Here is a 24,636-nt window from a genome sequence, read left to right as displayed (position 1 = left end):
GTTAGGCCGGGAAGATCAGGCACGTCGTCGTGCCGTGGGCAAGCAAGCGGCCTTGCGCGTCAGTCACACGTCCATCCGCCGTGCCGATGCGACGGCCGCAGTTGAGAATCCTGCCCTCAGCCCTGATCTCGCCGGTTTCCGGCGTGATCGGGCGGATCAATGAAATCTTGAACTCGAGCGTCGTCTGCGCGGTGCCCTTCTCCAGCGTCGACTGCACAGCGAGCCCCATGCAGCTGTCGAGCAGGATCGCCGTGAGTCCACCATGCACGGTGCCTGCCGGATTGAGATGCGTCGCGTTCGGCACCAGCGTGATGACGACGCGGCCGCTCTCGGCTTCGACCACGTCGTAGCCGAGGGTTTGCGCGATCGTGTTGAGCGGCAGCGCGCCGCTCGCGAGACCCTGGACGAACTCCAGTCCGCTCATCTGCTGGCGTTGTTCGGTGCTGACGGTGCCGTAGGTCTTGCCGGTCATCGAGGATCTCCTTCGAGCGCTGCCGGATGGTCTCACGGCATGCCTTCGCCATAGCGGCTCGCATCTGTCGTGACGACCCGATTTCCGACGCGGATTCCACCGGGTCAGAGGCGCTTGGTCATGAACAGGCTGAGCGGGTCGGGCCGGTAGTCTCCGAATGGCGGGCAGTCCTCATAGCCGGACGTGCGATAGAGCCCGATCGCCTCCGGCTGCCGGATTCCCGTCTCCAGGCTGATGCGGTCGATGCGCTGCTCGCGCGCCACCTGCTCCAGGGCTTCGAGCAGGCGCCGGCCAAGCCCGCTTCCGCGTGCCTCGGCCCGCACGAACATGCGCTTCATCTCGGCATGGCCGGGCGTGATGATCCGGAAGGCGATCGAGCCGACGGCCTCGCCGTCACGCCGCGCGACCAGGAACACCGTGTCGGCGGAAGCCAGCGCATCGACGCTGACGAGGTGATTGCTGTCGGGCGGATACAGCGCCTGCATCAGAGCATCCGACTCGGCGATCAGCCGCCGGGCGTCCGCCTGCCTCGGGTCTTCGGGGGCGATGCTGATCTCAGGCTTGCGCATGCGTCGCGGACATCATTTGCCACAGTTCGGCCGCCGAACGTTAAGGGCTGATTCAGAACAAGGGAACATCATCGCCTTGTCCGAATCCCTGGTCCGACCCCTTGGCGATGCCATGCACGACCGCGAGCCGACGTTTCCCGGAAGCATCTGGCCAAATGACGCGGCCGGCGCGCCGACGCCGTCGGCGGACCTTTGGGACCTCTCGAACGCCAATCACGATGCCGCAGCCCTGCTGCAGGAGCCCGCGCGCGATCGCATGCGCATCGCAGCCCTCGGGGCTGCCGCGCTGGCGGCAACCTTTGCGCTCGGCTGGGCCGGTGCGCTGAGCTGGCACGAATTCACCGATACGCCGGCGCCGAGCCAGGTTGTGCAGAAGGCTGCGCCCGTGCCGCGCGTGGCCGAGGTGCGGCCGAGCAGCAAGAGCGAGGGCCCCCGCCGCGCCGTCCCCGCCTCCGGGCCATCGATCACCGGCAGCATCCCCAAAACCTCCGCCAGTCCGCGCCTGCCGGCGCTCGCTGCCGCGCCCGCGACTGCGAATGCGCCGAGCATCGCGCTGGCGATGCCGCAACCTCTGGCGCCGGCGCCGGAGACGCGGCCGAGCACCATCCCCGGATGGTCGGTTGTCGAAGTTCGCGACGGGACTGCCGTGCTCGAAGGGCCCGACGGCGTCCGGATGGCCGCCCGCGGCGATGTCGTTGCCGGGCTCGGTCGGGTCGACTCGATCGTGCGCTGGGGCAATCGCTGGATCGTCGCGACCGCAAGCGGATTGATCGCGACGCCGTGACGCGCGGTGCCCCTCGCCAAATCTCTAGTTAGTGTTGATCTGGAAGCGCAGCGTCCTGGTGCCGATCAGCGTGACGAAGTCGCCCTGCCGCTTCCAGGTCGCGATGCTGTTGAGTGCAGCCAGCAGATCGTCGTCGGCCTGCTTGCGGTCCGGCGGGCAGTTGCGGTTCTCCATCGCGCCGGGGACGAAGATGATGGTGTTGCCGGCGACCGAGAACTGGCCCTTGCCGCCGTTGCACCACAGCTCGATCGAGACCTCGCCATTGTCGCCGATGTCGAGCGAGGGGATGCGCTTGGAGCCCGGCATGCGCGCGGCATCCAGCGTCATCGGAAAGCCGAATGGAAATTCCTCCTGGGCCTGCGCCGGGATCGACGCCACGCTTGCGGCAATCATCGCCATCGCGGCCATGCCGCATCCCCAAACCCGTCCGGCTGAAATCATGCACCCTCGCAATGTGTCGACGTCGAACGCGCGCCTTGTATGGGATGCGAGCGCGATTGGCCAGATCGGCGGCGGCAGAAAAAGGCCTTGAAAAAGCAGAACCCCGCGAGCAGCGCCCGCGGGGTTTGGAGTTCGTTCCTCGATGGCCGGCGTTATTTGATGACCATCAGCGTGAACGGATAGACATAGGCCTGCAGCGTCACCAGCACGCCGACCAGACAGGCCAGCACGATCGAGTGCAGGAAGACGTAGCGCAGGATCGAGCTTTCATGGCCGTACCAGTTGGTCGCGGTGGAGGCGACCACGATCGATTGCGCGTCGATCATCTTGCCCATCACGCCGCCGGAGGAGTTGGCAGCACCCATCAGGATCGGCGACAGGCCCAACTGTTCCGACGTGATCTTCTGCAGATTGCCGAACAGCACGTTGGACGCCGTATCCGATCCGGTCAGCGCGACGCCCAGCCAGCCGAGCAGCGTGCCGAAGAAGGGATACAGCACGCCGGTCGCGGCAAAGGCGAGACCGAGCGTGGCGTCGACGCCGGACAGCCGCGTCAGCGTGCCGATCGCCAGCATCGCCGAGATCGTGATCAGCGACACCGCGCAAAGGCGGATGGTGCGGCCGTATTCGGCGATCAGCTTGCCCGGGCCGAAGCCCATCAGGAAGCCGGAGATGATCGCCGCGATCAGCATGCCGGTGCCGGTGAACGACAGGTAGGTGAAGCCGAACACGGCGCCTTCCGGCGTCGGCTTGGCCGCCACCGGCGGCACCTTGGCGATCATCTTGTCGAGCTCGGGCACCGGATAGTTCCAGACGAAGTTCGCGTTCGCCCAGGTCTTGAAGGCGCCGTTGCCCCAGATCAGCATCAGGATGCAGACGATGATCCACGGCAACAGCGCGCTCCACATTTCGCCCTGGGTCAGCGGCGTCTTGTCGAGCGGCTTGGCCGCCGTCATGGTCGCCGCCGAATCGTCGCGGCTGCGCAGCGCCGGCGAGGTCCAGAGCACTTTCGGCTGCCAGACCTTCAGGAACAGGATCAGCGCGCCCATCGAGATCAGCGAGGCCCCGATGTCGACGATCCAGGGATTGATGTAGTTCGAGATCACGAATTGCGGGACCGCAAACGAGATGCCGGTGACCAGGATCGCCGGCCAAACCTCCTTCATGCCGCGCCAGCCCGCGAACGCCCACACCACCCAGAACGGCACGATCAGCGAGAACACCGGCAATTGCCGGCCGACCATCGCACCGAGGATGTAGGGGTCGAGCCCGGTCACGGACGCCAGACCCTGGATCGGGGTGCCCAGCGCGCCGTAGGCGACGGGTGCGGTGTTGGCGATCAGCGACAGGCCTGAGGCCGCGAGCGGCGAGAAGCCGAGGCCGATCAGGACCGCACCGGTGATCGCGACCGGCGTGCCGAAGCCGGAGGCGCCCTCGAAAAACGCGCCGAACGAGAATGCGATCAGCAGCAGCTGCAATCGCCGGTCCTCGGTGACGCCGCCGACCGCGCGCTTGAGCAGCTCGAAGCGCCCGGTCGCGACCGTGACCTGGTAGAGGAAGATGACGTTCAGCACGATCCAGCCGATCGGGAAGAAGCCGGTGACGACGCCGAGCAGCGTGGCGCGGATCGACATGTTGGCCGGCATCGTGAAGATGAAGATCGTGATCAGGTTGGTGACGATCACGGCGATGATCGCGGCGATATGCGCCTTCACCTTGCCGCTGGCGATCAGCACCAGCAGCGTGACCACGGGAATGGCGGCTGCGATCGTCGACAGCGCCGCATTGCCCAACGGATTGTAGATTTGATTCCACATTTTTTTGTTCCTCCCCACGCCAGGATGCAGCACGCCGGCCGGCGTGAACGCCCGACGCCCCCGACCGCGATAGCGACTGTCCTTGAAATATGCGAAGTGGCATTGCGGGTAGCGCCGCCGCAATGCTCACAACCTCGCGAAATCTGGTGGTCCAGTGCCCCTGCGACGTTCTGTCCATGCTAGGGTTGACTCGAACACCGGGACAAGCCAACGCTTGCATGCCAGATCTACGACTTTAGTCTAGACACGTCCTGATTGTCCCGATTTTTCAGGCCCTTAAAGGGCCATCCCCCGGAGACGCTAATCTGTGAACAACATTCGCTCGACGCTCGCGACGGTGTGGCGCATCTCCGCGCCGTATTTCTCATCCGAAGACAAATGGGCCGGCCGCGGCCTGCTCGCCGCGGTGGTCGCGATCGAGCTTGCGATCGTCGGCATCAACGTGCTGATCACGCAGTGGAACAACCGCTTCTACAACGCGCTGCAGGAACGCAACTGGGATTCCTTCGTCAGCGAGATCATCTATTTCTGCGTCGTCGTCACCTTCTTCATCGTGCTGGCGGTCTATCAGCTCTATCTGAACCAATGGCTGCAGATCCGCTGGCGGCAATGGATGACGTCGCGCTATCTCGGCGACTGGCTGCATCAGGCCAATCACTACCGGATGCAGCTGCAGGGCGACGCGGCCGACAACCCGGACCAGCGCATGACCGACGACGTCAAGCTGTTCGTCGACCGCACCCTCAATCTCGGCCTCGGCCTGTTGAACTCGGTCGTCACGCTGGCGTCCTTTCTCACCCTGTTGTGGAGCCTGTCGAACGCTGCACCGCTGCACATGTTCGGCCAGGAGTACGACATCCCCGGCTACCTCGTCTGGGGTGCGCTGATCTATTCGGTGCTCGGCACCTTGCTGACCCATCTGATCGGCTGGCCGCTGGTCGGCATCGATTTCAAGCAGCAGCAGTATGAAGCCGACTTCCGCTTCAACCTGGTGCGGGTGCGGGAAAACTCCGAACAGATCGCGCTGCTGCACGGCGAGCCGGCCGAGCGCGCACGCCTGATGGACCGCTTCGGACGGGTGGTGGAGAACTGGATTGCCATCATGAACCGGACCAAGAAGATCACGGCGTTCACCGCGAGCTACAATCAGGCCTCGGTGATCTTCCCCTACGTCCTGGTGGCGCCGGCCTATTTTGCGCAGAAGATCCAGCTCGGCGGCATGATGCAGACCGCCTCGGCGTTCTCGAACGTTCAGGGCGCGTTCTCATACTTCGTCACCATCTATCGCCAACTGGCCGAATGGCAGGCCGTGGTGAATCGTCTCGACGGGTTCGAGGCCGGGATTGCAGCGGCGGACGACATCGCCAAGCGCGGCGACCGGATCGACATCGCCGCGGCACAGGGCGACGGTGCCATCCACCTGCAGGACCTGGTGGTCCGGTTGCCCGACGGGACGCCGCTGGTGCACGTCGACCGGCTCGGCTTCCGCAAGGGCGAGCGCACGCTGATGACCGGCCCCTCGGGCGCCGGCAAGTCGACGCTGTTCCGCGCGATCGCCGGCATCTGGCCGTTCGGCCAGGGCTCGGTCACCATCCCGGCCGGGACGACATCGATGACGCTGCCGCAGCGTCCGTATTTCCCGATCGGAACGCTGCGCTCCGCGATCGAATATCCGGCCAGGGAAGGCAGCTTTACCGACAGCCAGATCGCCGAGGCGCTGCAGGCGGTGGGATTGCCCCGGATCGCGTCGGCACCCGGCGAGCACGGGCACTGGAACCGGACGCTGTCGCTCGGCGAGCAGCAGCGGCTCGGCATTGCGCGCGCGCTGCTACACGCCCCGCAATATCTGTTCCTCGATGAGGCCACCGCCTCGCTCGACGAGGCCGCGGAGAAGGCGATGTATCGCCTGCTCGAGGAGCGATTGCCGGCCACCACGATCGTCTCGATCGGCCACCGCTCGACCCTCGACGCCTTCCACCAGCGCAACATCACGCTGGTCCGCGACGGCGACCGATTCGCATTGCGCGAGGCGGTGAACGCGACGGCGGGGTCTTAAGCAACACTGGAGCAACACGCTCATTGGCCTCTCCCGCTTGCGGGGGAGGCCGCCACGCATCGAAGATGCGTGGCGGGTGGGGGTCGCTCCGCGGTGGGATTCCCAATGCGGAGACACCCCCTCCCCGCCCTCCCCCGCAAGCGGGAGAGGGAGACGACGATCGGTGCCCACCTTACGCAAACTCCCAATCCACAGCCTTCCCCCCAAAACAAAAGGGGCGGCAGATTGCTCTGCCGCCCCTCAAAGGTCCGGAGGAGAACCTTACTTCAGATTGGTCATCGCCGTCAGGTCAGCCGAGAGCTTGGCGATACCGGCCGCGCCGCACCAGTTGGAGCCGACGCCAGTCGGGTTGATGTTGCTGAAGCTCGAGTTGAACGAGGCGGTGTAGTCGCTGGTGAAGGCGTTGCAGTCAGCCTTCGACAGGTTGGTGTCGGAGTAGCGCAGGTCCAGCGTAAACACCTTGTAGGTGAAGCCGATGCCGATGTTCCAGGTGTTGTAGTCGGCGTACTTGATGCCGTTCGGGAACGGACCGGCGAAGCCGGGCGCTGCGAAGGCGGTGCCGTAGAAGCTGTCGGAGGTGCCGAACCACTGACGGCCGAACTCACCCGACACATACATGCCGACGCCGGAGGTGCCGAAGATGGTGCTGGGCGCGGTGTACTTGCCGATGATCGAGGTGTAGTTGCCCCAGGCGCCGCTGTTCAGGAAGTTCGGCGAGTAGTATTCGCTGAGGGTGAACGCCCAGTTGTCGTTAATCGTCCAGGTGCCCTTGCCGTAGACTTCGAAGAACGAGACGTCCTTCTTCATCACGTTGCCGTTGGGCAGGAAGTTGGCGGCGCACTGCGCGCTGAGCGGGTTGCCGGCGGTGTCAGCGGCAGCGCCGTAGTAGCAGGTGCCGCCCGGATACAGGTAGCCCCAGACGCCGATGTCGAAGGCGAAGGCGCCGAAGGTCGGGCGGATACCGCCATAGACGTCGACTTCAGCCGCGGCGCGGTTGGCGAACGAGATGCTCTCGGCGGAGAGGCCGACATAGAGCTGCAGGTCCTTGGTGACGTTGTAGCGCGGCTCGAAATAGGCGGCGACCGACGGCTTGTGGTTGGACTGGGTGACGCCGCGGAAGATGTAGTCGCTCACGATGGCGCTACCGAAGGCGATGTCCCAGGGATCGAACGCGGCCGGCGGCGGCGCCTTGAGCGCCTTCACTGCCATATCGGCAGCCATTGCCGATCCCGTGAACATTGTCAGCGCCGTTGCCAACAAAGCCAGTTTCTTCATGACGGTCCCCATCACTTTCAAGAACAGCCCAGCCTCGTGGCCCCCCAGGGCAAAGCGAAAACCGGTGCATCCAAATTGCGTGTGGCCAATGTGAAACGCGGGCTCATCGCGGTGAAGCGAAAAAGACAAGCAGCTGCTGACTTTTTAGGCGTTTTGGCAGTTTCGCGTAAGGTTGTCGGGCGGTGTTGCATTCCCACAACAGACTCGCGTGCAACGCGTGTCGGTTGGGTGACAGCAGGAACCCAGCACCAGCGCGATCGGCGTTCTTCCACGCCCGTCGTGGCGCGAATCAACCATCCGTAGAACCACGCGATTCGGCACGCGACCTGCTCGCGCGAGACTCGCCCATGAGAAGACTTGCCCATGAGAAAAACCACTTGCCCATGAGAAAAGCCGCAGCGGCGACCCGCTGCGGCTTCCTGGATTCTGTTCGATCGTCGCCGTGAGCAGCCTGGAGCTACCCGCCGGCACCATCGGACGCGCCACCCATGGAGGGCGCGGCCTCCTGGGTCGGGCTGGCCCAGCTCGGAGCCGGCTGCGGCTCGGGCTGCGACGCAGCAGGCGGAGGCGCTGCAGGCTTCGGCGCCTTGGCCTTGGGAGCTTTGACCTTGGGAGCTTTGGCCTTGGGAGCCGCCTTCTTCGGCGCGCTCTTCTTGGCGGCTTTCTTCGGAGCCGCCTTCGCCGCTTTCTTTGCAGATTTCTTGGCCGCCTTCTTGGCGGCTTTCTTCGGGGCCTTCTTGGCCTTCTTCGCCGACTTCTTGGCAGACTTCTTGGCTGCTACCGCCTTCTTGGCCTTTTTGGCCTTCTTGCTTTTCTTAGCCTTCTTCGCCTTCGCCATCATGGTCCTCCTGTTGCCGCAGATGAAGGGTCGCCGGGCGCAGCGAACTGAGCGAATGCCGGAACGGAGTGGCGGCCTCGCAAGACCGATCTCTCATCGCGTGTCGGGCATCATCCTGTCGGAGCGAGGGTCCCCACGTTGCGTCAACGCAAAGCTCCAGGTCCGGATCATGCTCGAGTGGCAGTCGATCAATTCAATCCTGGCCGGGGACCTCCTGTCGCCCAATCGAGAAGCTCAATCGTGTGCACAACAGGAACTGACGTACCACCGGCAATCTGAACCATGCAGCCAATATTGCCCGCAGCGATCATGTCCGGTTTGACGCTAGCGATGTTGGCGACCTTGCGATCGCGCAATCTGCTCGCAATGTCTGGCTGGAGAATGTTGTAGGTCCCCGCCGAACCGCAACACAAATGGCTCTCAGGCACATCTTTCACCACGAATCCATTCTTGGAAAGCAATTCTTTCGGAAGTTCTCTGATTTTCTGTCCATGCTGCAGCGAACAGGCTGAGTGATAGGCGATGGTGACGTCGCCGTTCTGCGTCGACGGCGTCAGCTCGAGGCCTGCGAGATACTCGCTGATGTCCTTGGTCAGCGCCGAGATCCGCGCAGCGGACGCCGCGAATTCGCGGTCCTCGCGCAAGAGATAACCATAGTCCTTGACCACCGTGCCGCAGCCGGAGGTGGTGACCAGGATGGCGTCGAGCCCGCTCCTTTCCGCTTCCCTTTGCCACACGGTGACGTTGGCCCGCGCGCGCGACAGCGCATCCTCGTCCTGCCCCATGTGATGGGTCAGCGCGCCGCAGCATTGCTCGTCCTTGACCAGCACGACCTCGATGCCATGGCGGGTCAGCACGTTGATCGCGGCCTGGTTGATGCGTGGCGCCAGCACCTGCTGGGCACAGCCCTGCAGCAGCGCGACGCGGCCGCGCCGCTTGCCTGAGGGCGCGAACACGGTTCCCCCTGCTGGTCCCGGCTGCGGCAGGCCGCGCGGCGCCAGCGCCAGCATCGCCTTGATGCGTCGCAGAAGGCCCGGGCTCGATGCGCTCATGGCCGGGGTCGGCAGCAGCGCCGCGACCGGTCGCGCCAGCCCCGCCAGGATCATGCTGATGCGAAACAGCCCAGGCCGCGGCAGCACGAACGCCAGCACCGACCGCAGCAGCCGCTCGGGCAGCGGCCGCGAATAGTCGCGCTCGATCCGGACCCGGGCCTGGTCGACGAGGTGCATGTAATTCACCCCCGACGGGCAGGTGGTCATGCAGGCCAGGCACGACAGGCAGCGGTCGATATGCTTGACCACGTCAGCGGTCGGCGGCTTGTTCTTCTCCAGCATCTCCTTGATCAGATAGATGCGCCCGCGCGGGCTATCGAGCTCGTCGCCGAGCAGGACGTAGGTCGGACAGGTCGCGGTGCAGAAGCCGCAATGCACGCAGGCGCGCAAGATCTTGTCGGCTTCCTTGATGTTGGGATCGGCGAGTTGCGCCAGCGAGAATTCGGTCTTCATGCGGCCCCGCCTCGCCGCATCCGGCCACGGTTCAGGATGGTCTTGGGATCAAAACTGTTGCGGACGCGCTCGCCGAGCGCGGCAACACCTGCCGCCTGCGGATGGAACACGTCGACGTTGCGGCGCACCTCGTCGGCGGCGCGGATCAGCGTGGCGTGGCCCCCGGCGGCCTCGACATGGCCGCGCACCGAGGCAGCATGGGCATCGGCCTTCGGCGGCAGCGCAAGCCAGATCAGCCCGCCGCCCCAGTCATAGATCACGTCGCCACCGGTCTCGTGCACCAGCCTTTGGCCGAGCGTGCCGCCGGACGCCGGCGGACAGACGATGCGCCAGACCGGGCAGGCCCCGAGCGCGCCATTGGCGGCAAACGGCTGCACGTCGCGCAGCGCCGCCCAGGCCGCCAGCGAAGGGCCGTCTTCGAGCAGGTCGACGACTCCGAACGAGGCCAGCGTCTTGGCGAGCGAAGCGGCACGATGCGCGGCGGAGGCCGCGATGCCCTCAAGCCGGACCAGCGTCACCGATTGTTCCGACGAGGCGAGCTCGGCCAGCGCCCCTGTCCCTGATCGAAACGCCTGATGCAGCAGATGCGCCGCGCCGGAGACATCGAAGGGCGAGCCGAGCGCGGCCGTCATCGCCTTGTTGGCCGCGATATCGTCGAGGCCGCGCAGGACCAGGGTACGCTCGGCCTCCGGCTTCGGCATCACCTTCAGCGTCACCTCGGTCATCACGGCGAGCGTGCCCCAGGACCCCGCCAGCAGCTTGCAGAGGTCGTAGCCGGTGACGTTCTTCACCACCTTGCCGCCGGTCTTGAAGCTGTCGCCGAAGCCGGACACCGCATGCGCCCCGAGCAGATGGTCGCGAGCGCCACCGGCCCGGATACGGCGGGGTCCGGCCAGTCCCGCCCCGATCATGCCGCCAATGGTGCCTGATACCGACGTGCCCAGCAGCACCGACGTATCCATGGGCTCGAAGGCGAATTGCTGGTTCTTGGCGTCGATCATCGATTGCAGGTCGGCCAGCGGCGCGCCCGCCTGCACCGTGACGATCAATTCATTCGGCTCGTAGCCGACGACGGCATTCAGGCCCGAGAGGTCGAGCACCGCATTGGTCGCCATCGGATGACCGATCGCGCGCTTCGATCCATGACCGATAATCTCGAGCGGCTGCTCGCCGGCGATCGCCGCGCGCACCGCATCCTCGACGTCTTTGGCGTCTCTGACCTTGAGCGTATCCACGCCTTTGACGGGTAAAGAAAGTCGGCGCCGAAATCAAATGCGCGCGCCGAACAGTGTCCTGAATGCCGTGAGCCCCGCATCGGTGATTTCGACGGAACGGCCCTGCGGCCGGCGGCGGATCCAGTCCCGTTGCAGCGCGAGGTCTGCGATGGCGGCCCCTGCCCGGCCCGCCAGATGTGGCCGTCGTTCGCTCCAATCGAGACAGGGCCGGCACAGCAGGCGGCGGTGACGCGCCGCCGGACGGAGATCGACGCCGAGGCCGCTCAGGAATGCCGTGCCCGCAGCGGTCAGTTCGCCGCTCTCGTGATCGAGAACGAGATGGCCGTGCTGGCACATCGCGTCGGTCACGGCGACGCCGAGCTCGCCCGCAAGATGGTCGTAGCAAGTCCGCGCCCGCCGCATCTGGGCGTCGATCCGCGCCGGCGGCCGCGCCGCTTGCGGACCGGTGGCGGCGACCGTCATCATGCCCTCGAGCATTTGCGCCACCAGCGGGGTGGCGAGGCGGTAGAGCCGGCGCGGGCCGCGCCGCTCGGCCTTCAGAAGAGCCTGTCGTGCAAGTTTCGCAAGATGCCAGCTCGCCGTCTGCGGCGTGACGCCCGCAACCTGCGCGAGCTCGCTCGCCGTCTGGGCGCGCCCGTCCATCAGCCGTGACAGGATCAGCGCGCGCCCGGGATCGGCGATCAGCGCGGCCAGTTCGGCAAGCTCGCGTGCGATGGTCGGCATGGCCTCCTCCCGACAATAATCCATCCTGCTTGTCGCACGGCATCCGGCTGCGACGCTTCGATCATGATCGAACTGTTCACGACATCGACACTTCGATGCCGGGCGAACCGAGCGCGCCGACCGATCTCCTATGTCCTGCACGCGGTTCGATCCGCGAGACAATGGAGATGATGATGAAGCGTTCGAAAGTCGCGTTCACGGCGATGCCCTCGAGACGATCGGCCATCGGCAGAATCGCCGCGATGATGGCAATCGCCGGCGTCTCGCCCTGGATCGTGTCGCAATCCCGATCACAGCCGAGCAATGGAGGAACTGGCATGAAGCACTATGCGATGAGCACAAGGACGATCAGCGACGCTGTCAACACCGGCGGCCTGCTGGTGGTGGCGCAGTGGGAAGCCAAGGACGGACAGGCCGACAGGATCGCCGAGATCCTCGACCGCTTCCTGCCCGAGGCCCAGAAGGATCCCGGCGCGAAGCTGTTCCTGATCGGCCGCAACAAGGACAATCCGGCGCAGTTCCTGTTCTACGAGCTGTTCCAGGACGAGGCGGCGCTGAAGGCGCACATGGAGAGCGCCTACTTCAAGACCTACATCGCCGAGCAGGCGCTGCCACTGCTGGCGAAACGCGAACGCGCGCAATACGCGCTGCTGTAAGCGTTGCGGCTTGAACCGGGTGGCGCGGCCTCCGCCGCGCCATCCGGGGTTAGACGATGGCGCGCAACGGCGATTTGCGCAGCACGAGGGCGGAGGCCGCGAAACTGCCTGCGGCCGCGACCGCCGTCAGGAGCAAGGCCTTGGCAAGTCCGTTCCATGCCAGCGTATGCAGCAGGATCGCAGCGCCGATCAGGATCGGTGGATGAATCAGATAGACGCCGAAGGCGTTGTCCGACAGCCATTTCGAGATCGGCCCCTGCCAATCGAAATGGCGCCGGTAGACGGCGAGCATCATCAATCCCATGCCGACGCAGATCAGCGCCTCCCACAGGCACTTGCATGCGCTGACAAGATTGAAGCCGCCGGAATAGCGCGCGGTGTCGCCCTGCAGGCCGCCACCGAACAGGATGAGCGCAGCGATCAGCGGGACCGAAGCCGCCAGGGCAAACCACGCCGTGCGGACACAAACGCGCTCGGGCAAGCCCACAAGCCAATTGCCGCGATGGCCGAGCACGCCGGCGGCGAACATCAGCACATATTGCGGCAGGTCGCCGGGATGGACGTTGAGCACCGAGGCGCCGCCGTCGATGACGACCCGGACCAGGAATGTCGCGGCCGCCATGACCGTGACAAAGCCGGCGATCCCCAGGCGGCTCGCGCGGTCATCGCCCAGCGTCACCTTGGGTTCGCGCCATCCCGTCATGCGGCCGAGGCCGTAGAGAATCGAGAACAGCAGCAGCACGGCGCAGAACCACATCGGCCCGGTTTCCGAGAGCCATTCGCCGTCCCTGAGGTGCTTCAGCCATTGATGGCCAAAGCCGCCATTGCCCCAGGTCCAGGACAGGAAATACTGGGTCAGCGGACCGATCACGAACATATAGAGCAGCGTCGGCACGCCGAGCCGCAGGCAACGGTCGCGGACGAAGGATGTAAATCCCTTGCGATCGAACGCCGCGGCCGCGAAATAGCCCGCGATGAAGAACAGCGCGGCCATGAAGAAGGCCTGCAGAAAATTCTGATAGACGCCGAACGCCAGCATTGTGCCAAGCCCGCTCGCCGTCCGGTCGACATAGTACCAATTGCCGAACGGGCTGTAGGTGTCGCAGGCGTGCATGCTGAGCACGAGGATGATCATCGACCAGCGCATGTTGTCGATGAACAGGAGCCGCGAGGAGCGCGGTTGAGGCGTCGCCGCCGTCGCGTCCGGTGAGATGTCAGCCATGGCCTGTCACCGCACCGACGTCCTCATCTGCTCAGAACCGCGGAATATCCGGAAACGCCAGCCTGCCCGCATGCACGTGGACGCGGCCGAGTTCGGCGCAGCGGTGCAGGGTCGGGAAAACCTTGCCCGGATTGAGCAGGCCCTGCGCGTCGAAGGCGCATTTCAGGCGCTGCTGCTGGTTCAGATCGACCTCCGAGAACATCTCCGGCATCAGATCGCGCTTCTCGATGCCGACGCCGTGCTCGCCGGTGAGCACGCCGCCGAGCTCGACGCAGCAGCGCAGAATGTCGGCGCCGAAAGCTTCCGCCTTCTCCATCTCGCCGGGCTGATTGGCATCGTAGAGGATCAGCGGATGCAGATTGCCGTCGCCGGCATGGAACACATTGGCGACGCCGAGGCCGTATTTTTCGGAGAGCTCGCGGATGCGCGCCAGCGCTTTCGGCAGCGCGCCGCGCGGGATGGTGCCGTCCATGCAGAGATAGTCGGGCGAGATCCGTCCGACCGCCGGGAAGGCCGCCTTGCGGCCGGCCCAGAACAGATTGCGCTCGGCCTCCGAATTGGAGATCTGCAGCGTCACCGAGCCACAGCGCTTGGCGATGGTCTCGACCCGCGTGATCAGTTCGTCGACCTCGACCTGCGGGCCGTCGAGCTCGATGATCAACAGCGCCTCGACGTCGAGCGGATAGCCGGCATGGACAAAGGCTTCCGCGGCGTGGATCGCGGGTTTGTCCATCATCTCCATGCCGCCCGGGATGATGCCGGCGCCGATGATGTCGGCGACGCATTGGCCGGCGGCCTCGACCTCGGCAAACCCGACCATCAGCGCCCGCGCCGTCTCCGCCTTCTGCAGAATGCGTACGGTGATCTCGGTGATGACACCGAGCAGCCCTTCCGAGCCGGTGATGATGCCCATCAGGTCGTAGCCGGAATTCTCGCACCCCTTGCCGCCGATCCGCAGGATCTCGCCGTTCATCAGCACGATCTCGCAGCCGAGCACGTTGTTGGTGGTCATGCCGTATTTCAGGCAATGCACGCCGCCGGAATTCTCCGCGACATTGCCGCCGATCGAGCAGGCGATCTGCGACGACGGATCGGGCGCGTAATAGAAGCCGGCATGCGCCACCGCCTGGCTGATCGCAAGGTTGGTGACACCGGGCTCGGTGACGACGACGCGGTTGTCGAAGTCGATCTCGCGGATGCGCTTGAACTTGCCCAGGCCCAGCAGCACGCCATCGACGAGCGGCAGCGCGCCGCCCGACAGCGAGGTGCCGGAGCCGCGCGGCACCACCTTGATGCCCTCTGCATGGCAATATTTGAGGACGCGCGACACCTGCTCGGTGGTGTCGGGCAGCACCGCGACCATCGGCGGCTGCCGATAGGCGGTCAGGCCGTCGGACTCATAGACCTGCAGTTCGGCGGCAGAGTCGATCACCCCCTCGCCCGGCACGATCGCCCGCAGCGCCGCCACGATTTCGGCGCGGCGGCCCAGCACCGCCTGGTCGGCTGCGGGCATCATGATGGACATCGGGAATTCCTCGTCGATTTGTTAGCGCAATCAACCACGTCTGCCGGGTTTTGGGTAGGCCGACCGAAGGTCGGATTGCCTTCCCGCGCTAGCGCGAGTTCTCTCTTGGGCAAGCCGTGGCCCGCGGAACCTGTCAAAGTTTCGTGGCTTGTCCAACCAAAGCGGGCCGTGCCACAAGCGTCCGCGTCATCCATATGGGAAGAAACGAAGAGCTCCACATGAAGATATCGACCTTGAGTGTGCTGGCGGTCGTGACATCGCTGGCTTCCGCGTCCTCCGCGCTGGCCCAGGACGTCGCCGCCGGCAAGACCTCCTTCAACAAGTGCCTCGCCTGCCACGCGATCGGCGAAGGCGCCAAGAACAAGGTCGGCCCCGAGCTCAACGGCCTGAACGGCCGCAAGTCCGGTAGCGCGCCGGACTACAGCTATACGGACGCGAACAAGAATTCCGGCATCACCTGGGACGAAGCCACGTTCAAGGAATACATCAAGGATCCGAAGGCCAAGATCCCCGGCACCAAGATGGCCTTCGCCGGCATCAAGAGCGAGAACGAGATCAACAATCTCTGGGCCTACGTCTCGTCGTTCGACAAGGACGGCAAGCAGAAGTAAGGGCGCGTAATGCCCTCGAACTGCAACGCCGGTTACACGGCGTTGCAGTTCTGTACCATAGCGTGGTACACTGGATCATCAGGGGCCGATATCCGATGATCCTGAGCTTCCGGGACGAATGGCTGCGCGCATTCTTCACCGAAGATGTGAGATCGCGGAATATCCCTTCTGACCTGGAAGGCCGGCTGTTCCGTAAACTCCAGATGCTTGACGACGCGACGACCGATCAGGATTTGCGGGTCCCACCCAGCAATCATTTCGAGAAATTGCGTGGCAATCTGGCAGGGCTGCATTCGATTCGCGTGAACCGTCAATGGCGCCTTGTTTTTCGGTGGTCGGGAGCTAGGGGTGAAGCGCAGGACGTTTACCTCGACGACCACAGCTACCGATGATGCAGGAACAGGGCCATGCTAACGACCAAACGCAAACCCGCCACTGTCGGTGAAATTCTCCGCGAAGAGTTCATGACCCCATTGGGTTTGACCCAAGGCGCCCTTGCCGAGGCGATGGGCGTTCAGCGCAGGCACGTCAACGAACTCTGCAACGACCGTCGGAATGTCACCGCGGCCACCGCGCTCATTCTCGCTCGCGTCTTCGGCAATAGCCCGGAATTCTGGCTGAACGTTCAGCGGCGCACTGACCTCTGGCAAGCGATGAACTCACCTGCCGAGCGCAAGCGTATCGAGCGCGCGAAGCCGATTGGAAAGGCCGCGTGATCCTCAACGTTCGTCCGCTTGGCTGAGCGACCGCTCGTCCTTCGTTGCCTTGCCGCTCAGAGACCGAGCCATCGCCTCGATCTCCGCCACCACCAGATCCGTCGCCGCGTACTGCACCATGTGGCCCATGCCGGGCAGCACGATCAGCTTTACGTTCGGCGCGGTAGCGGCGAGCGGGCGGGAGTGGATGTTGGTCGACACCGTCTTGTCGATATCGCCTATGATGATCGTGATCGGCGCCGTGATCTCGGCGTAGCGCGGCGACTGCCCGGCGACGGCAGCCTTCAGCGTCACGAGATCGCGCGCATTGGCGATGAATTCGCGCGGGCGCAACAGCAGCTGCGTCGCGCTGCTGCCGACAAAATCATCCGGCATCGGCTGCGGCGCGAACACGCCGCGCACGCCTGATGTCGTCGCCAGCAGACCGAGCGGCAGCGTGATCGTGTGTGCGAGCAGCGGGCCGATCACCGGCGTCGAGATCCAGTTGTTGTAGCGTCCGACGCCGCCGCTCCAGGGATAGGCCACCGGCGCGAGCAGCACGAGGCCCGCGACGCGCCCGGGATCGTCAAGCGCCATGCGCAGGCCGAGCGCGCCGGCCCAGGAATGCGCCACCACGATCGCCTTGCCGACGCCGAGTTTTGCCAATGCCTCGGTAATCATCCGGCTCTGGATCGCAGGCGTGGAATCCTCGACATGCGCGCGCGTGCTCCAGCCGTGGCCGGGACGATCGATGAGGATCACGCGGTGGGTCTTCGCCAGGCCATCGGCCAGCACATCCATCGCGTGAAGATTGGAGCTGGCACCGTGCAGCAACACGATCGCGGGTCCAGCCTCGCGCGAACCGCGCTCGACGACATGCAGCGTGGCGCCGGCGACCTCGATCATCTTGCCCTGTGCGGGAAAGGCGCGCTCGAGCCACACAACGCCGATCTGCGTTGCCAGCGCCAGGGCCCCCAGCGCGACCACGGCAATCACAATCAGCATCGACAGCGTCCGGATGATGTTTTGCACCAGCGAATTACGGCGCTCCCGCGGGCCGGTTTCGCTGGTTTTCGGCCAAAACCGGTCGAATCCGCTGCGATTGGCCGACTTGTCCACAGTACGCCCGGCCTGTGGATAGCGGGTTCATACCAGCGTCATTAGCAATTTCATACATTGGCGGTGGCAATTTTGCCATCAGACGCACTGCTTGATCACAAATGAAAGATTTCCGGACCTGTCCACTATGTCCACAGGAACGGGAATTTGGACCAAGAGTTCACCGGGACTCATCGGAGGAGTAGCAAATGATTACCGATCCCAGCGATGCGGCCATCGATCAGATCGTGGCAAGCTGCAATGGCGACCTGCGCGGAGCCCTCAAGGCGCTGTTGATGGTCAACGAGCACCTGGAAGCCGAGCTGCAGCAGTTCTATGCGGCTATCGGCGAGGACGCCGCCGCGCGCGGCAAATTCCTGCACTAGGTCTCAAGAGTTCGACTTAACGCGCTTCGCCCTCGTTTTCGTTCTCGCCGCCGTTCTCAGACGGCTCGTCCTTCGGTTCATCCTTGGGACAGGCTCGGATCGTCGAGCGCGCGAGCTTGGCGTCCGCCATCGACCTGTAGGGCCCGTCGCCGAACCAGATGTCGCCGATGATGACGGGATTGCTGGTGACGATGTCACAGCGACCCGAGGCGCGGTTGCCGACCACCCAGAACAGTCCGTCGGCGAATGCGCATGTTGCACCGGCTAGCAGCATCGCACTGACCAGCAGCACCGATTTCATCGCCTTGCTCCTGCGCATGGTTAGACGGCGCGGATTTTACGGCGCGACGACGCGCCCGCGTGAGTCACGTTCCCGCAAGGCGCCTGTGGACTGCGATTTGTAGTTAATGGCGGGCGATCAGATATCGCGGCCTTCGATCTTTTCGGAGAGCTGCTTGACCATGCCAGGCACCTTCTCCAGGTACGGATTGACGGCCAGCGCCTTGCGGAACGCCTCCAGCGCCCGCTTCTCCTCGCCGAGATCCTGCATGATCATGCCGAGCCCTGCCAGCGCGCCGAAATGGCGGGGCTCGCGCGCCAGCACCTGGCGGATATCCTGCAGCGAGTGCGCGTAGTCGTTCTTCAGATAGTAGATCGTGGCGCGCCGGTTCCAGGCCTCGATGTAGTCGGGCCGGAGCTTGATCACGGCATCGAGCAGTTTCAGCGCGACATCGATATTCTGGGCATCGAGCGCGGCTTTCGCCCGGGTCATCAGCAGCGAGGCGGTGTCGCTCGGCGTCTGCAGCCACATCGCCCAGATCCGCGCCTCGACATGCTTGGCGCTGGCCTCATCGGGGGCAGCCTTCAGCGCGCCGAACAGGAAATCCAGCCCGCGGGTGCGGTCGGCCGGCACCTTCGGCAGCTTGCTCGGCGCTTCCGGCAGCTTCTTCTGGGTTCGAGGCGGCGGGATGACCCGCGGGTCTTCCTGGGCGGAAGCCACGACAGGCGCAACGAGAAGCGCGGCGATGACGATCGCAAGCCGGCGGGCGCTCAGCCCAAGGAGATTCAATCCCATGGACCGAAGTCTAGACGCACAAAGCCGCACTGCAAAGCAGCGCGGCGTCAAAGACCTGTGAAAGCGTGAGAGGTGGCGGGCCGCTTAGCCCTGGCGCGCCTTGAAGCGGCGCTGCACCTTGTTGATCACGTAAACCCGGCCCTTGCGACGGACCAGACGGTTGTTGCGGTGACGGCCACGCAGCGATTTCAGCGAGTTACGGACCTTCATGGGACCAATCCTGTTGCTTCGAAAGGCCCGTGTTGGAGGCCGAACCTGATCAATGCCACCGGATCAGTGCCGATTGATCGGCTCCCGAGTGTGGCAAAATGGGATTTATCCCGAAAAGCGGCCTGCCGCCCGGGACGGGGCGGTTTCTAAGCCATCGGACGGCCGACTGTCAACCGAAGGGCTTAAGGATTCCACGCCTGGCCGGCGGTGGAACCGGACTTGGCGGCCTTGAAATCACTGGAAGAATCCAGGCAGCCGGGAGATCGACCAGCTTCTCCCGGCTGCCTGTGAGGCCACCATTCGCCGGGGACAGGCCCGGCGTCACGCCATGGCGGCCGTCAGAACGCCACGAATCGTGCCGTCCCGTGCAGGGGATGGACCGTGTAGAGCTCGGTCTGCCCGACCGGCGGGCCGATGATCGAGAATTTGTGCAGCGTGGTGATGCCCTCGGTCGAGATGTTGGCGCTGTCGGCGGGCGGCAGGCGGACGTTCGGCACCAGCAGCGTGAATGAAGTCGAGGGACCATCGATGGTCCGCATCAGGAAGACGCTGACCAGCTTGCCGAGGATCGACTCCTGGACCTGGATCTGGTCGCCGGAAAAATTCTTGGTCTGCGCCGCGTCGTGATAGTTGAACAGCGGCTTGCCGGTGATGCTCGTCGTCGAATAGGTGACGTGGATGCCGTGACCGTGAACCTCATAGAGGTTGGGCTCTGTGTTGGCCATGATGCGAACCTTTCATGCCATGGGTTTAGCAATTAAAGGTTGCATCATGACGCGACAATTACCTCGCCCGTATGATTTGCCTCACACGCGGCGGACACTCTCCCGAACACGATTTCGCGATTGAGCGCCTCTCAGTCGTGCGGGAACTCGACCATCGCCTCGCCGGTGGCGACCTTCTCGTCGTTCTGGTTGCGCACCATGACATCGAGCAGCACCCAGCGCGACTTCGCGCTCGCCTGTTTCGATTTGACGATGCCGGTCGGCCGGATCACGTCGCCCGGTTTCACCGGCTTGATCCAGCGCGTCTCCAGCCGGCGATGGATGGCGCCGAGCGGATAGGCCCAGTCGGTGATCATGCGCGAGATCAGCCCGAAATTGTTCATGCCGTGCATGATGATGCCGCCGAAATGGGTCTTGCCGAAATTGCCCTTCATGTAGTCGTCGTCGAGATGCAGCGGGTTGTAGTCGAGCGACGCATCGCAGAACAGGCGGATGGATTCGCGGCTGACGGCGAATGACGGGCCGTCGATGACGTCGCCGGCGGTGAGGGTTTCGAACGTGGTTGTCATTTGCATCCCCATCACATTTGCTTTTCATTTGGGCCGGATGGTCCAGCCGCGGCCCGAGCAGATCACGTCGCCGTGCTGGTTGAAGAAGACGTTGTCGTGCACCACGAACAGCCGTTCGCGCTTGATGAACTTGTCGAGCGCGCGGGCGTGCAGCGTGATCACATCGTTCGGCCGCGCCGGGATGTTGTAGCTCCACGACTGGCCGGCATTGACGGTGCCCGGCGAGCGCATCCAGTCGTCCGCCGGCGTGCAGGAGAACATCAGCAGGATATGGATCGAGGGCGGCGCGATCAGCCCGCCGTAGCGGGTGGTCTTGGCATAGGCCTCGTCGAAATAGAGCGGATGGGTTTCGCCGACCGATTTGCAGTAGAGCGCGATCGCCTCGGGGGTCAGCGTATACGGGATGGTCTTGCGCGGCTCGCCGGGGACGATGTCTTCCCAGACCTTGCGCAAATTGGCGTCCTTCCAGAAATCGGTCTCGAATCCTGCCGGTTCGGCCATACCGCCCTCCCCTGTTGCTCCGCCAATTTTATTCTGTCGTCTTGCGGAATTCGTTATATAGTATAATCAATTTGCCAGACCGAAAAATCAAGCGCCGGGGAAGCCCTATGCCCAAGCTCAAACTGCCCGATATCGAGAAGGTCACAGCCATCGACATCCACACCCATGCCGAGGAGCCCTGCGGCCTGCATGGCGACGACGGCTATGACGACTTCCAGGAGCGGATGGCGGAATATTTCAAGTCGCCGCACAAGCATCCGCCGACCGTGCCGGAAACCGCGGCCTACTATCGCGCCAAGAACATCGCGGCGGTGATCTTCCCGGTCGACGCCGAGCGCGAGACCGGCTTCCGCCGCTACAACAATTACGAAATGCTCGAGGTCGCCTCCGACCATCTCGACGTGCTGATCCCGTTCGTCTCGATCGACCCGCACAAGGGCAAGCTCGGCGTGCGCGAGGCGCGCAAGCTGATCGAGGAATACGGCGTTCGCGGCTTCAAATTCCACCCGACCATGCAGGGCTTCTACGCGAACGACCGCATGGCCTATCCGCTCTATGAAGCCATCAACGAGGGCGGCGCGATCGCGCTGTTCCACACCGGCCAGACCGGCGTCGGAAGCGGCATGCCGGGCGGCATGGGGATGCGGCTGAAATATTCCAACCCGATGTACATGGACGACGTCGCGGCCGATTTCCCCGACCTCAAGATCATCCTCGCGCATCCCTCCTTCCCCTGGCAGGAAGAGGCGCTGTCGGTCGCGACCCACAAGCCGAACGTCTATATCGACCTGTCGGGCTGGTCGCCGAAATATTTCCCGCCGATCCTGGTGCGCTACATCAACTCGATCCTGCAGGACAAGATGCTGTTCGGCTCCGACTGGCCGGTGATCACGCCGGACCGCTGGCTCGCCGATTTCGCCAAGCTCGACATCCGCGAGGAGATCCGGCCCAAGGTGATGAAGGCCAACGCGCGGAAGATTTTGGGCATCTAAAGGCGTATCATCGGCGGCAAGCTTGCGAGGTGGTTCGCGATGACCATCGCCAGACTTGCCGCCGCCCTCGCCGCACTCCTGATCGGGAGCGCGAGTACGCGCAGTGTGGCCGCCACCGACGCGCCCGCTGCGCTGGTCGAATTCGAAAGTCCGCTGGCGACCCCGCAAGCATTGCAGGGCTATCTGCGCCGGCCGGACGGGCCCGGCCCTGCGCCGGCCGTGGTGCTGCTGCACGGCTGCAGCGGGCTGTGGCGGGAGCTCGACGAACGCTGGGGCAAGCGGCTTGCGGCGCTCGGCTACGTCACCCTCACCGTCGACCGGTTCGGACCGCGCGGCATCAGCAACGCCTGCACGACCGGCGCGTCGGCTGCGACCGTCCATGACGCCTATCGCGCGCTGAGTTATCTGGCGCAGCAGCCGTCGGTCGATCCGGCCCGCGTCGCGGTGGTCGGATTCTCGCAAGGCGCGTGGCTCGCGCTGTTCTCGGTCGAGCGCGGCGCGATCGAGCGCAACGCCACGCAGAAATTCCGCGCCGCCGTCGGCTTCTACCCGCCCTGCATCGGCATCCAGGGCAACATGACGGTGCCGACCCTGATCATGGTCGGCGAGCTCGACGACTGGACGCCGGCAAAGGACTGCCGGAACCTCGCCGAGGGCCGCGACGATTACGGCATCTCGCGCCAGAAAGGTCAGGGCCATCCGATCGAGCTGATCGTCTATCCCGGCGCCTATCACAATTTCGACGTGCCGCAATACCGCACGCCCGGGCAGTTGCTCGGCCACCGCCTCGAATTCAACGAGGTGGTGCGGGATCAGTCCATCGACGCCTTGCGCAAATTCCTGTATGCGACGATCGGCGGGCAAGAGAAACCACAATGACCATCAAAGCCGTCGTCTTCGATGCCTATGGCACGCTCTATGATGTCCAGTCGGTGGCGGACGTCACCGAGGATGCGTTCCCCGGCTATGGCGAGCTCATCACCCAGGTCTGGCGCATCAAGCAGCTCGAATACAGCTGGCTGCGCTCGCTGATGGGACGCTACCAGGATTTTGCGGTCGTGACGCGCGATGCGCTGGTCTACACGCTGCGCTCGCTCGGGCTGCAATATGACGAGCCGACGTTCGCGCGCATCATCGACAAGTACCAACATCTCGCGCTCTATCCGGATGCGCTCTCGATGTTCGAGGCGCTGAAGGATCGCAAGCTCGCGATCCTTTCCAACGGCAGTCCCGACATGCTGAACGCACTGGTGCGCAACACAGGGCTCGAGCGCGTGCTCGACGCGACCATCAGCGTCGATGCGAAGAAGGTCTTCAAGCCCGATCCCGCCGCCTACGCGCTGATCGAGAAGGTGCTGCACACCCCGCCCGCTGAGGTGCTGTTCATCTCGTCAAATCCCTGGGACGTCTGCGGCGCCAAGGCGTTCGGGCTGAACGTCGCCTGGATCGAGCGGGTGACGCCGGAGGCGATGGCGCTCGCCTGCGTCGAGAGCGAGACCGTCGCCCCGTTGACGATGTTCAAGACGTTGCGTACCCAGATGGACGAACTCGGTGTTCACCCCGATCACCGCATCCACGCCCTCTCCGAGCTTCCCGCTTTGGTGTCCGCAAGGTCTTAAGGTCAATGAGCATCGCCTCCGTCCGCGCCTTCTTCGCCGAGAAGGCGCCCGACATTTCCGTGATCGAATCCGACATCAGCTCCGCGACCGTCGTGCTCGCAGCCGAGGCCTACGGCGTCGAGCCGGCGCGGATCGCCAAGACACTCAGCTTGCGGGTCAACGACCGCGTCGTGCTGATCGTCACCAGCGGCACCTCGCGGATGGACAACAAGAAAGTGAAGGCGCTGTTCGGGGGAAAGCCGAAGATGCTCGGGCTCGACGAGGTCGCCGAGATCACCGGGCATGAGGTCGGCGGCGTCTGCCCGTTTGGGCTGAAGGCACCGCTGCCGATCTATTGCGACGTCTCGCTGAAGGCGTTCGACGTCGTCGTGCCGGCCGCGGGCTCAACCCACAGCGCGGTGCGCATCACGCCGGAGCGGATGGCGGAACTGACATCGGCCGAATGGGTCGATGTCTGCGAGCACAAGCCGCAAGACTCGATGCCTCAGGTCTAGTCGTCCTCGTCGTACGACCGCGGCGGCGGCGCGACCGGCGCCGGTTGGGTTGCACTTGGGCGCATGGACGGCTGCCGCATCGACGGCTGTTGTCCGCGCCCGACGGGCGCCTGCTGTTGCGCGCTGGCATTGGATTCGAACACGGCGCGGCAGCCATTCGAAAGCTGCGGCGTATTCTGTCGCAGGCAGGCCACAATGCGGCCGACGTCCGGGACCTGATCGCTGCACAGGCGCCACACATCCGGCGTGCAGGCCATCTGCTGTTCCCAGGTTCCGCGATATTCTTGCGACAGGACTGGGGTCATGGCGGCAGCCGTGCCGCCGATCGTGATCGCAAGGCCGAGGGCAATCCGCTGCGCTGGCATGATCGGGTCCTCTCACTGATTCCAATGGGCGCGGAGGTTCCGCGCGACGCTTTGAGACGCATGTTGGCAAATGAATGCGGCCAAGGATCGTTCGCGCGCACAACTAAACGTGAAGGAAATTTTTCGGTTTCAGTCGCCGCGGATCGACGGTCCCGCAGCGACAACCACCGGTCCGAAG

The 24,636-nt window shown here is 64.5% G+C and carries 31 protein-coding genes; 11 read left to right on the top strand and 20 right to left on the bottom strand.

The features are described 5' to 3' along the window. Position 1: 1 nt before the first annotated feature. Both JQ604_RS25610 and JQ604_RS25605 read right to left on the bottom strand, forming a co-directional pair. Positions 2–472: a PaaI family thioesterase gene (locus JQ604_RS25610; protein ID WP_212363310.1), complete on the bottom strand. Its 471-nt coding sequence runs from the start codon at positions 470–472 to the stop codon at positions 2–4. A gap of 104 nt (positions 473–576) precedes the next feature. Beyond that, positions 577–1,041, bottom strand: a complete 465-nt coding sequence (locus JQ604_RS25605) for a GNAT family N-acetyltransferase (protein ID WP_212363309.1) — start codon at positions 1,039–1,041, stop codon at positions 577–579. A gap of 112 nt (positions 1,042–1,153) precedes the next feature. Here JQ604_RS25605 and JQ604_RS25600 point away from each other — a divergent pair, with 112 nt between their 5' ends. Next, positions 1,154–1,825, top strand: coding sequence for a hypothetical protein (locus JQ604_RS25600; RefSeq protein WP_212363308.1), 672 nt, complete (start codon positions 1,154–1,156; stop codon positions 1,823–1,825). 24 nt (positions 1,826–1,849) lie between these two features. On the opposite strand, the gene JQ604_RS25595 is transcribed toward JQ604_RS25600, so the two are convergent. Then, positions 1,850–2,233 carry an META domain-containing protein gene (locus tag JQ604_RS25595; protein WP_249158633.1) on the bottom strand — a complete coding sequence of 128 codons (384 nt, stop codon included), beginning with the start codon at positions 2,231–2,233 and terminating at the stop codon, positions 1,850–1,852. Between the two features lie 185 nt (positions 2,234–2,418). Continuing rightward, positions 2,419–4,083: an L-lactate permease gene (locus JQ604_RS25590; protein ID WP_212363306.1), complete on the bottom strand. Its 1,665-nt coding sequence runs from the start codon at positions 4,081–4,083 to the stop codon at positions 2,419–2,421. A gap of 307 nt (positions 4,084–4,390) precedes the next feature. Between JQ604_RS25590 and JQ604_RS25585 the strand changes: the two genes are divergently transcribed. Next, positions 4,391–6,139, top strand: coding sequence for an ABC transporter ATP-binding protein/permease (locus tag JQ604_RS25585; RefSeq protein ID WP_212363305.1), 1,749 nt, complete (start codon positions 4,391–4,393; stop codon positions 6,137–6,139). A 261-nt stretch (positions 6,140–6,400) separates the two neighbouring features. Here JQ604_RS25585 and JQ604_RS25580 read toward each other — a convergent pair whose 3' ends face one another. From JQ604_RS25580 to JQ604_RS25555, 6 genes are all read right to left on the bottom strand, one after another. Beyond that, complete coding sequence (locus JQ604_RS25580) at positions 6,401–7,414, bottom strand: TorF family putative porin (protein ID WP_212363304.1); 1,014 nt, start codon at positions 7,412–7,414, stop codon at positions 6,401–6,403. A gap of 457 nt (positions 7,415–7,871) precedes the next feature. Then, complete coding sequence (locus JQ604_RS25575; RefSeq protein WP_212363303.1) at positions 7,872–8,252, bottom strand: histone; 381 nt, start codon at positions 8,250–8,252, stop codon at positions 7,872–7,874. A gap of 188 nt (positions 8,253–8,440) precedes the next feature. Further along, positions 8,441–9,757: a glycolate oxidase subunit GlcF gene (gene glcF / locus JQ604_RS25570; protein WP_212363301.1), complete on the bottom strand. Its 1,317-nt coding sequence runs from the start codon at positions 9,755–9,757 to the stop codon at positions 8,441–8,443. Then, positions 9,754–10,992 carry an FAD-binding protein gene (locus JQ604_RS25565; RefSeq protein WP_212363300.1) on the bottom strand — a complete coding sequence of 413 codons (1,239 nt, stop codon included), beginning with the start codon at positions 10,990–10,992 and terminating at the stop codon, positions 9,754–9,756. Before JQ604_RS25565 ends, glcF begins: the two co-directional genes overlap by 4 nt. Positions 10,993–11,025: 33 nt before the next feature. Beyond that, complete coding sequence (locus tag JQ604_RS25560; RefSeq protein ID WP_212363298.1) at positions 11,026–11,715, bottom strand: ArsR/SmtB family transcription factor; 690 nt, start codon at positions 11,713–11,715, stop codon at positions 11,026–11,028. A gap of 76 nt (positions 11,716–11,791) precedes the next feature. Then, positions 11,792–12,034 (bottom strand): hypothetical protein, encoded by a 243-nt coding sequence (locus JQ604_RS25555; RefSeq protein ID WP_212363296.1) that lies wholly within the window; start codon positions 12,032–12,034, stop codon positions 11,792–11,794. On the opposite strand from JQ604_RS25555, the gene JQ604_RS25550 reads away from it, so the two are divergent. Continuing rightward, positions 12,033–12,371, top strand: a complete 339-nt coding sequence (locus JQ604_RS25550) for a putative quinol monooxygenase (RefSeq protein WP_212363294.1) — start codon at positions 12,033–12,035, stop codon at positions 12,369–12,371. The genes JQ604_RS25555 and JQ604_RS25550 overlap by 2 nt on opposite strands. A gap of 49 nt (positions 12,372–12,420) precedes the next feature. Here JQ604_RS25550 and JQ604_RS25545 read toward each other — a convergent pair whose 3' ends face one another. Continuing rightward, on the bottom strand, positions 12,421–13,593 hold the full coding sequence (locus tag JQ604_RS25545) for an acyltransferase family protein (RefSeq protein WP_212363292.1): 1,173 nt from the start codon (positions 13,591–13,593) through the stop codon (positions 12,421–12,423). Between the two features lie 31 nt (positions 13,594–13,624). Continuing rightward, entirely contained in the window at positions 13,625–15,118 is a 1,494-nt protein-coding gene (locus JQ604_RS25540; protein WP_212363290.1) for an FAD-linked oxidase C-terminal domain-containing protein, read from the bottom strand. Positions 15,119–15,336: 218 nt separating this feature from the next. Between JQ604_RS25540 and cycA the strand changes: the two genes are divergently transcribed. The 3 genes from cycA (at position 15,337) to JQ604_RS25525 (ending at position 16,445) form a co-directional block, all read left to right on the top strand. Continuing rightward, complete coding sequence (gene cycA, locus JQ604_RS25535; RefSeq protein ID WP_212363288.1) at positions 15,337–15,729, top strand: cytochrome c-550 CycA; 393 nt, start codon at positions 15,337–15,339, stop codon at positions 15,727–15,729. 95 nt (positions 15,730–15,824) lie between these two features. Continuing rightward, positions 15,825–16,121 carry a type II toxin-antitoxin system RelE/ParE family toxin gene (locus JQ604_RS25530; RefSeq protein WP_212363286.1) on the top strand — a complete coding sequence of 99 codons (297 nt, stop codon included), beginning with the start codon at positions 15,825–15,827 and terminating at the stop codon, positions 16,119–16,121. A 15-nt stretch (positions 16,122–16,136) separates the two neighbouring features. Beyond that, positions 16,137–16,445 carry a HigA family addiction module antitoxin gene (locus tag JQ604_RS25525; RefSeq protein ID WP_212363284.1) on the top strand — a complete coding sequence of 103 codons (309 nt, stop codon included), beginning with the start codon at positions 16,137–16,139 and terminating at the stop codon, positions 16,443–16,445. A 3-nt stretch (positions 16,446–16,448) separates the two neighbouring features. On the opposite strand, the gene JQ604_RS25520 is transcribed toward JQ604_RS25525, so the two are convergent. Then, a complete protein-coding gene (locus JQ604_RS25520; RefSeq protein ID WP_212363350.1) occupies positions 16,449–17,429 on the bottom strand; it encodes an alpha/beta fold hydrolase in 981 nt (326 codons plus the stop codon). A 302-nt stretch (positions 17,430–17,731) separates the two neighbouring features. Here JQ604_RS25520 and JQ604_RS25515 point away from each other — a divergent pair, with 302 nt between their 5' ends. Further along, the gene (locus tag JQ604_RS25515) at positions 17,732–17,908 is read left to right on the top strand and encodes a hypothetical protein (protein WP_212363281.1); all 177 of its coding nucleotides are present in this window, start codon (positions 17,732–17,734) and stop codon (positions 17,906–17,908) included. A 16-nt stretch (positions 17,909–17,924) separates the two neighbouring features. On the opposite strand, the gene JQ604_RS25510 is transcribed toward JQ604_RS25515, so the two are convergent. From JQ604_RS25510 to JQ604_RS25485, 6 genes are all read right to left on the bottom strand, one after another. After that, positions 17,925–18,209 (bottom strand): hypothetical protein, encoded by a 285-nt coding sequence (locus tag JQ604_RS25510; RefSeq protein WP_212363279.1) that lies wholly within the window; start codon positions 18,207–18,209, stop codon positions 17,925–17,927. Positions 18,210–18,326: 117 nt separating this feature from the next. Then, positions 18,327–18,983, bottom strand: coding sequence for a tetratricopeptide repeat protein (locus JQ604_RS25505; RefSeq protein ID WP_212363277.1), 657 nt, complete (start codon positions 18,981–18,983; stop codon positions 18,327–18,329). 84 nt (positions 18,984–19,067) lie between these two features. Continuing rightward, entirely contained in the window at positions 19,068–19,193 is a 126-nt protein-coding gene (gene ykgO, locus JQ604_RS25500) for a type B 50S ribosomal protein L36 (protein ID WP_002718645.1), read from the bottom strand. Positions 19,194–19,531: 338 nt separating this feature from the next. Next, positions 19,532–19,918, bottom strand: coding sequence for a hypothetical protein (locus JQ604_RS25495; protein WP_212363275.1), 387 nt, complete (start codon positions 19,916–19,918; stop codon positions 19,532–19,534). Between the two features lie 131 nt (positions 19,919–20,049). Next, complete coding sequence (locus JQ604_RS25490; RefSeq protein ID WP_212363273.1) at positions 20,050–20,487, bottom strand: MaoC family dehydratase; 438 nt, start codon at positions 20,485–20,487, stop codon at positions 20,050–20,052. A gap of 24 nt (positions 20,488–20,511) precedes the next feature. Further along, positions 20,512–20,988 carry a MaoC family dehydratase gene (locus JQ604_RS25485; RefSeq protein ID WP_212363271.1) on the bottom strand — a complete coding sequence of 159 codons (477 nt, stop codon included), beginning with the start codon at positions 20,986–20,988 and terminating at the stop codon, positions 20,512–20,514. Between the two features lie 107 nt (positions 20,989–21,095). On the opposite strand from JQ604_RS25485, the gene JQ604_RS25480 reads away from it, so the two are divergent. Genes JQ604_RS25480 through JQ604_RS25465 form a run of 4 tightly spaced genes read left to right on the top strand, consistent with a single transcriptional unit; the run spans position 21,096 to position 24,093 of the window. Further along, positions 21,096–21,980: an amidohydrolase family protein gene (locus JQ604_RS25480; RefSeq protein WP_212363269.1), complete on the top strand. Its 885-nt coding sequence runs from the start codon at positions 21,096–21,098 to the stop codon at positions 21,978–21,980. A 39-nt stretch (positions 21,981–22,019) separates the two neighbouring features. Beyond that, complete coding sequence (locus JQ604_RS25475) at positions 22,020–22,859, top strand: dienelactone hydrolase family protein (protein ID WP_212363267.1); 840 nt, start codon at positions 22,020–22,022, stop codon at positions 22,857–22,859. Further along, complete coding sequence (locus tag JQ604_RS25470; RefSeq protein WP_212363265.1) at positions 22,856–23,599, top strand: haloacid dehalogenase type II; 744 nt, start codon at positions 22,856–22,858, stop codon at positions 23,597–23,599. The genes JQ604_RS25475 and JQ604_RS25470 overlap by 4 nt, the downstream gene beginning before the upstream one ends. 5 nt (positions 23,600–23,604) lie before the next feature. Further along, positions 23,605–24,093 carry a YbaK/EbsC family protein gene (locus JQ604_RS25465; protein ID WP_212363263.1) on the top strand — a complete coding sequence of 163 codons (489 nt, stop codon included), beginning with the start codon at positions 23,605–23,607 and terminating at the stop codon, positions 24,091–24,093. Here the strand turns inward: JQ604_RS25465 and JQ604_RS25460 are convergent. Next, entirely contained in the window at positions 24,090–24,458 is a 369-nt protein-coding gene (locus JQ604_RS25460) for a cysteine rich repeat-containing protein (RefSeq protein WP_212363261.1), read from the bottom strand. The genes JQ604_RS25465 and JQ604_RS25460 overlap by 4 nt on opposite strands. Positions 24,459–24,636: the final 178 nt, after the last annotated feature.

Origin of the sequence: Bradyrhizobium jicamae (genome assembly GCF_018130695.1) — a bacterium.
In the GTDB taxonomy this organism is placed as follows: domain Bacteria; phylum Pseudomonadota; class Alphaproteobacteria; order Rhizobiales; family Xanthobacteraceae; genus Bradyrhizobium; species Bradyrhizobium jicamae_B.
Note: the sequence above shows the minus strand (reverse complement) of the source record. Positions and strands in the feature narration are given on the sequence as shown.

Coding starts and splice junctions, on each gene's coding strand:
- JQ604_RS25610 (WP_212363310.1), bottom strand. CDS start 472: ATGACCGGCAAGACCTACGGCACCGTCAGCACCGAACAACGCCAGCAG.
- JQ604_RS25605 (WP_212363309.1), bottom strand. CDS start 1,041: ATGCGCAAGCCTGAGATCAGCATCGCCCCCGAAGACCCGAGGCAGGCG.
- JQ604_RS25600 (WP_212363308.1), top strand. CDS start 1,154: ATGCACGACCGCGAGCCGACGTTTCCCGGAAGCATCTGGCCAAATGAC.
- JQ604_RS25595 (WP_249158633.1), bottom strand. CDS start 2,233: ATGGCCGCGATGGCGATGATTGCCGCAAGCGTGGCGTCGATCCCGGCG.
- JQ604_RS25590 (WP_212363306.1), bottom strand. CDS start 4,083: ATGTGGAATCAAATCTACAATCCGTTGGGCAATGCGGCGCTGTCGACG.
- JQ604_RS25580 (WP_212363304.1), bottom strand. CDS start 7,414: ATGAAGAAACTGGCTTTGTTGGCAACGGCGCTGACAATGTTCACGGGA.
- JQ604_RS25575 (WP_212363303.1), bottom strand. CDS start 8,252: ATGGCGAAGGCGAAGAAGGCTAAGAAAAGCAAGAAGGCCAAAAAGGCC.
- glcF (WP_212363301.1), bottom strand. CDS start 9,757: ATGAAGACCGAATTCTCGCTGGCGCAACTCGCCGATCCCAACATCAAG.
- JQ604_RS25560 (WP_212363298.1), bottom strand. CDS start 11,715: ATGCCGACCATCGCACGCGAGCTTGCCGAACTGGCCGCGCTGATCGCC.
- JQ604_RS25550 (WP_212363294.1), top strand. CDS start 12,033: ATGAAGCACTATGCGATGAGCACAAGGACGATCAGCGACGCTGTCAAC.
- JQ604_RS25555 (WP_212363296.1), bottom strand. CDS start 12,034: ATGCCAGTTCCTCCATTGCTCGGCTGTGATCGGGATTGCGACACGATC.
- JQ604_RS25545 (WP_212363292.1), bottom strand. CDS start 13,593: ATGGCTGACATCTCACCGGACGCGACGGCGGCGACGCCTCAACCGCGC.
- JQ604_RS25540 (WP_212363290.1), bottom strand. CDS start 15,118: ATGTCCATCATGATGCCCGCAGCCGACCAGGCGGTGCTGGGCCGCCGC.
- cycA (WP_212363288.1), top strand. CDS start 15,337: ATGAAGATATCGACCTTGAGTGTGCTGGCGGTCGTGACATCGCTGGCT.
- JQ604_RS25530 (WP_212363286.1), top strand. CDS start 15,825: ATGATCCTGAGCTTCCGGGACGAATGGCTGCGCGCATTCTTCACCGAA.
- JQ604_RS25525 (WP_212363284.1), top strand. CDS start 16,137: ATGCTAACGACCAAACGCAAACCCGCCACTGTCGGTGAAATTCTCCGC.
- JQ604_RS25520 (WP_212363350.1), bottom strand. CDS start 17,429: ATGCTGATTGTGATTGCCGTGGTCGCGCTGGGGGCCCTGGCGCTGGCA.
- JQ604_RS25515 (WP_212363281.1), top strand. CDS start 17,732: ATGATTACCGATCCCAGCGATGCGGCCATCGATCAGATCGTGGCAAGC.
- JQ604_RS25510 (WP_212363279.1), bottom strand. CDS start 18,209: ATGAAATCGGTGCTGCTGGTCAGTGCGATGCTGCTAGCCGGTGCAACA.
- JQ604_RS25505 (WP_212363277.1), bottom strand. CDS start 18,983: ATGGGATTGAATCTCCTTGGGCTGAGCGCCCGCCGGCTTGCGATCGTC.
- ykgO (WP_002718645.1), bottom strand. CDS start 19,193: ATGAAGGTCCGTAACTCGCTGAAATCGCTGCGTGGCCGTCACCGCAAC.
- JQ604_RS25495 (WP_212363275.1), bottom strand. CDS start 19,918: ATGGCCAACACAGAGCCCAACCTCTATGAGGTTCACGGTCACGGCATC.
- JQ604_RS25490 (WP_212363273.1), bottom strand. CDS start 20,487: ATGACAACCACGTTCGAAACCCTCACCGCCGGCGACGTCATCGACGGC.
- JQ604_RS25485 (WP_212363271.1), bottom strand. CDS start 20,988: ATGGCCGAACCGGCAGGATTCGAGACCGATTTCTGGAAGGACGCCAAT.
- JQ604_RS25480 (WP_212363269.1), top strand. CDS start 21,096: ATGCCCAAGCTCAAACTGCCCGATATCGAGAAGGTCACAGCCATCGAC.
- JQ604_RS25475 (WP_212363267.1), top strand. CDS start 22,020: ATGACCATCGCCAGACTTGCCGCCGCCCTCGCCGCACTCCTGATCGGG.
- JQ604_RS25470 (WP_212363265.1), top strand. CDS start 22,856: ATGACCATCAAAGCCGTCGTCTTCGATGCCTATGGCACGCTCTATGAT.
- JQ604_RS25465 (WP_212363263.1), top strand. CDS start 23,605: ATGAGCATCGCCTCCGTCCGCGCCTTCTTCGCCGAGAAGGCGCCCGAC.
- JQ604_RS25460 (WP_212363261.1), bottom strand. CDS start 24,458: ATGCCAGCGCAGCGGATTGCCCTCGGCCTTGCGATCACGATCGGCGGC.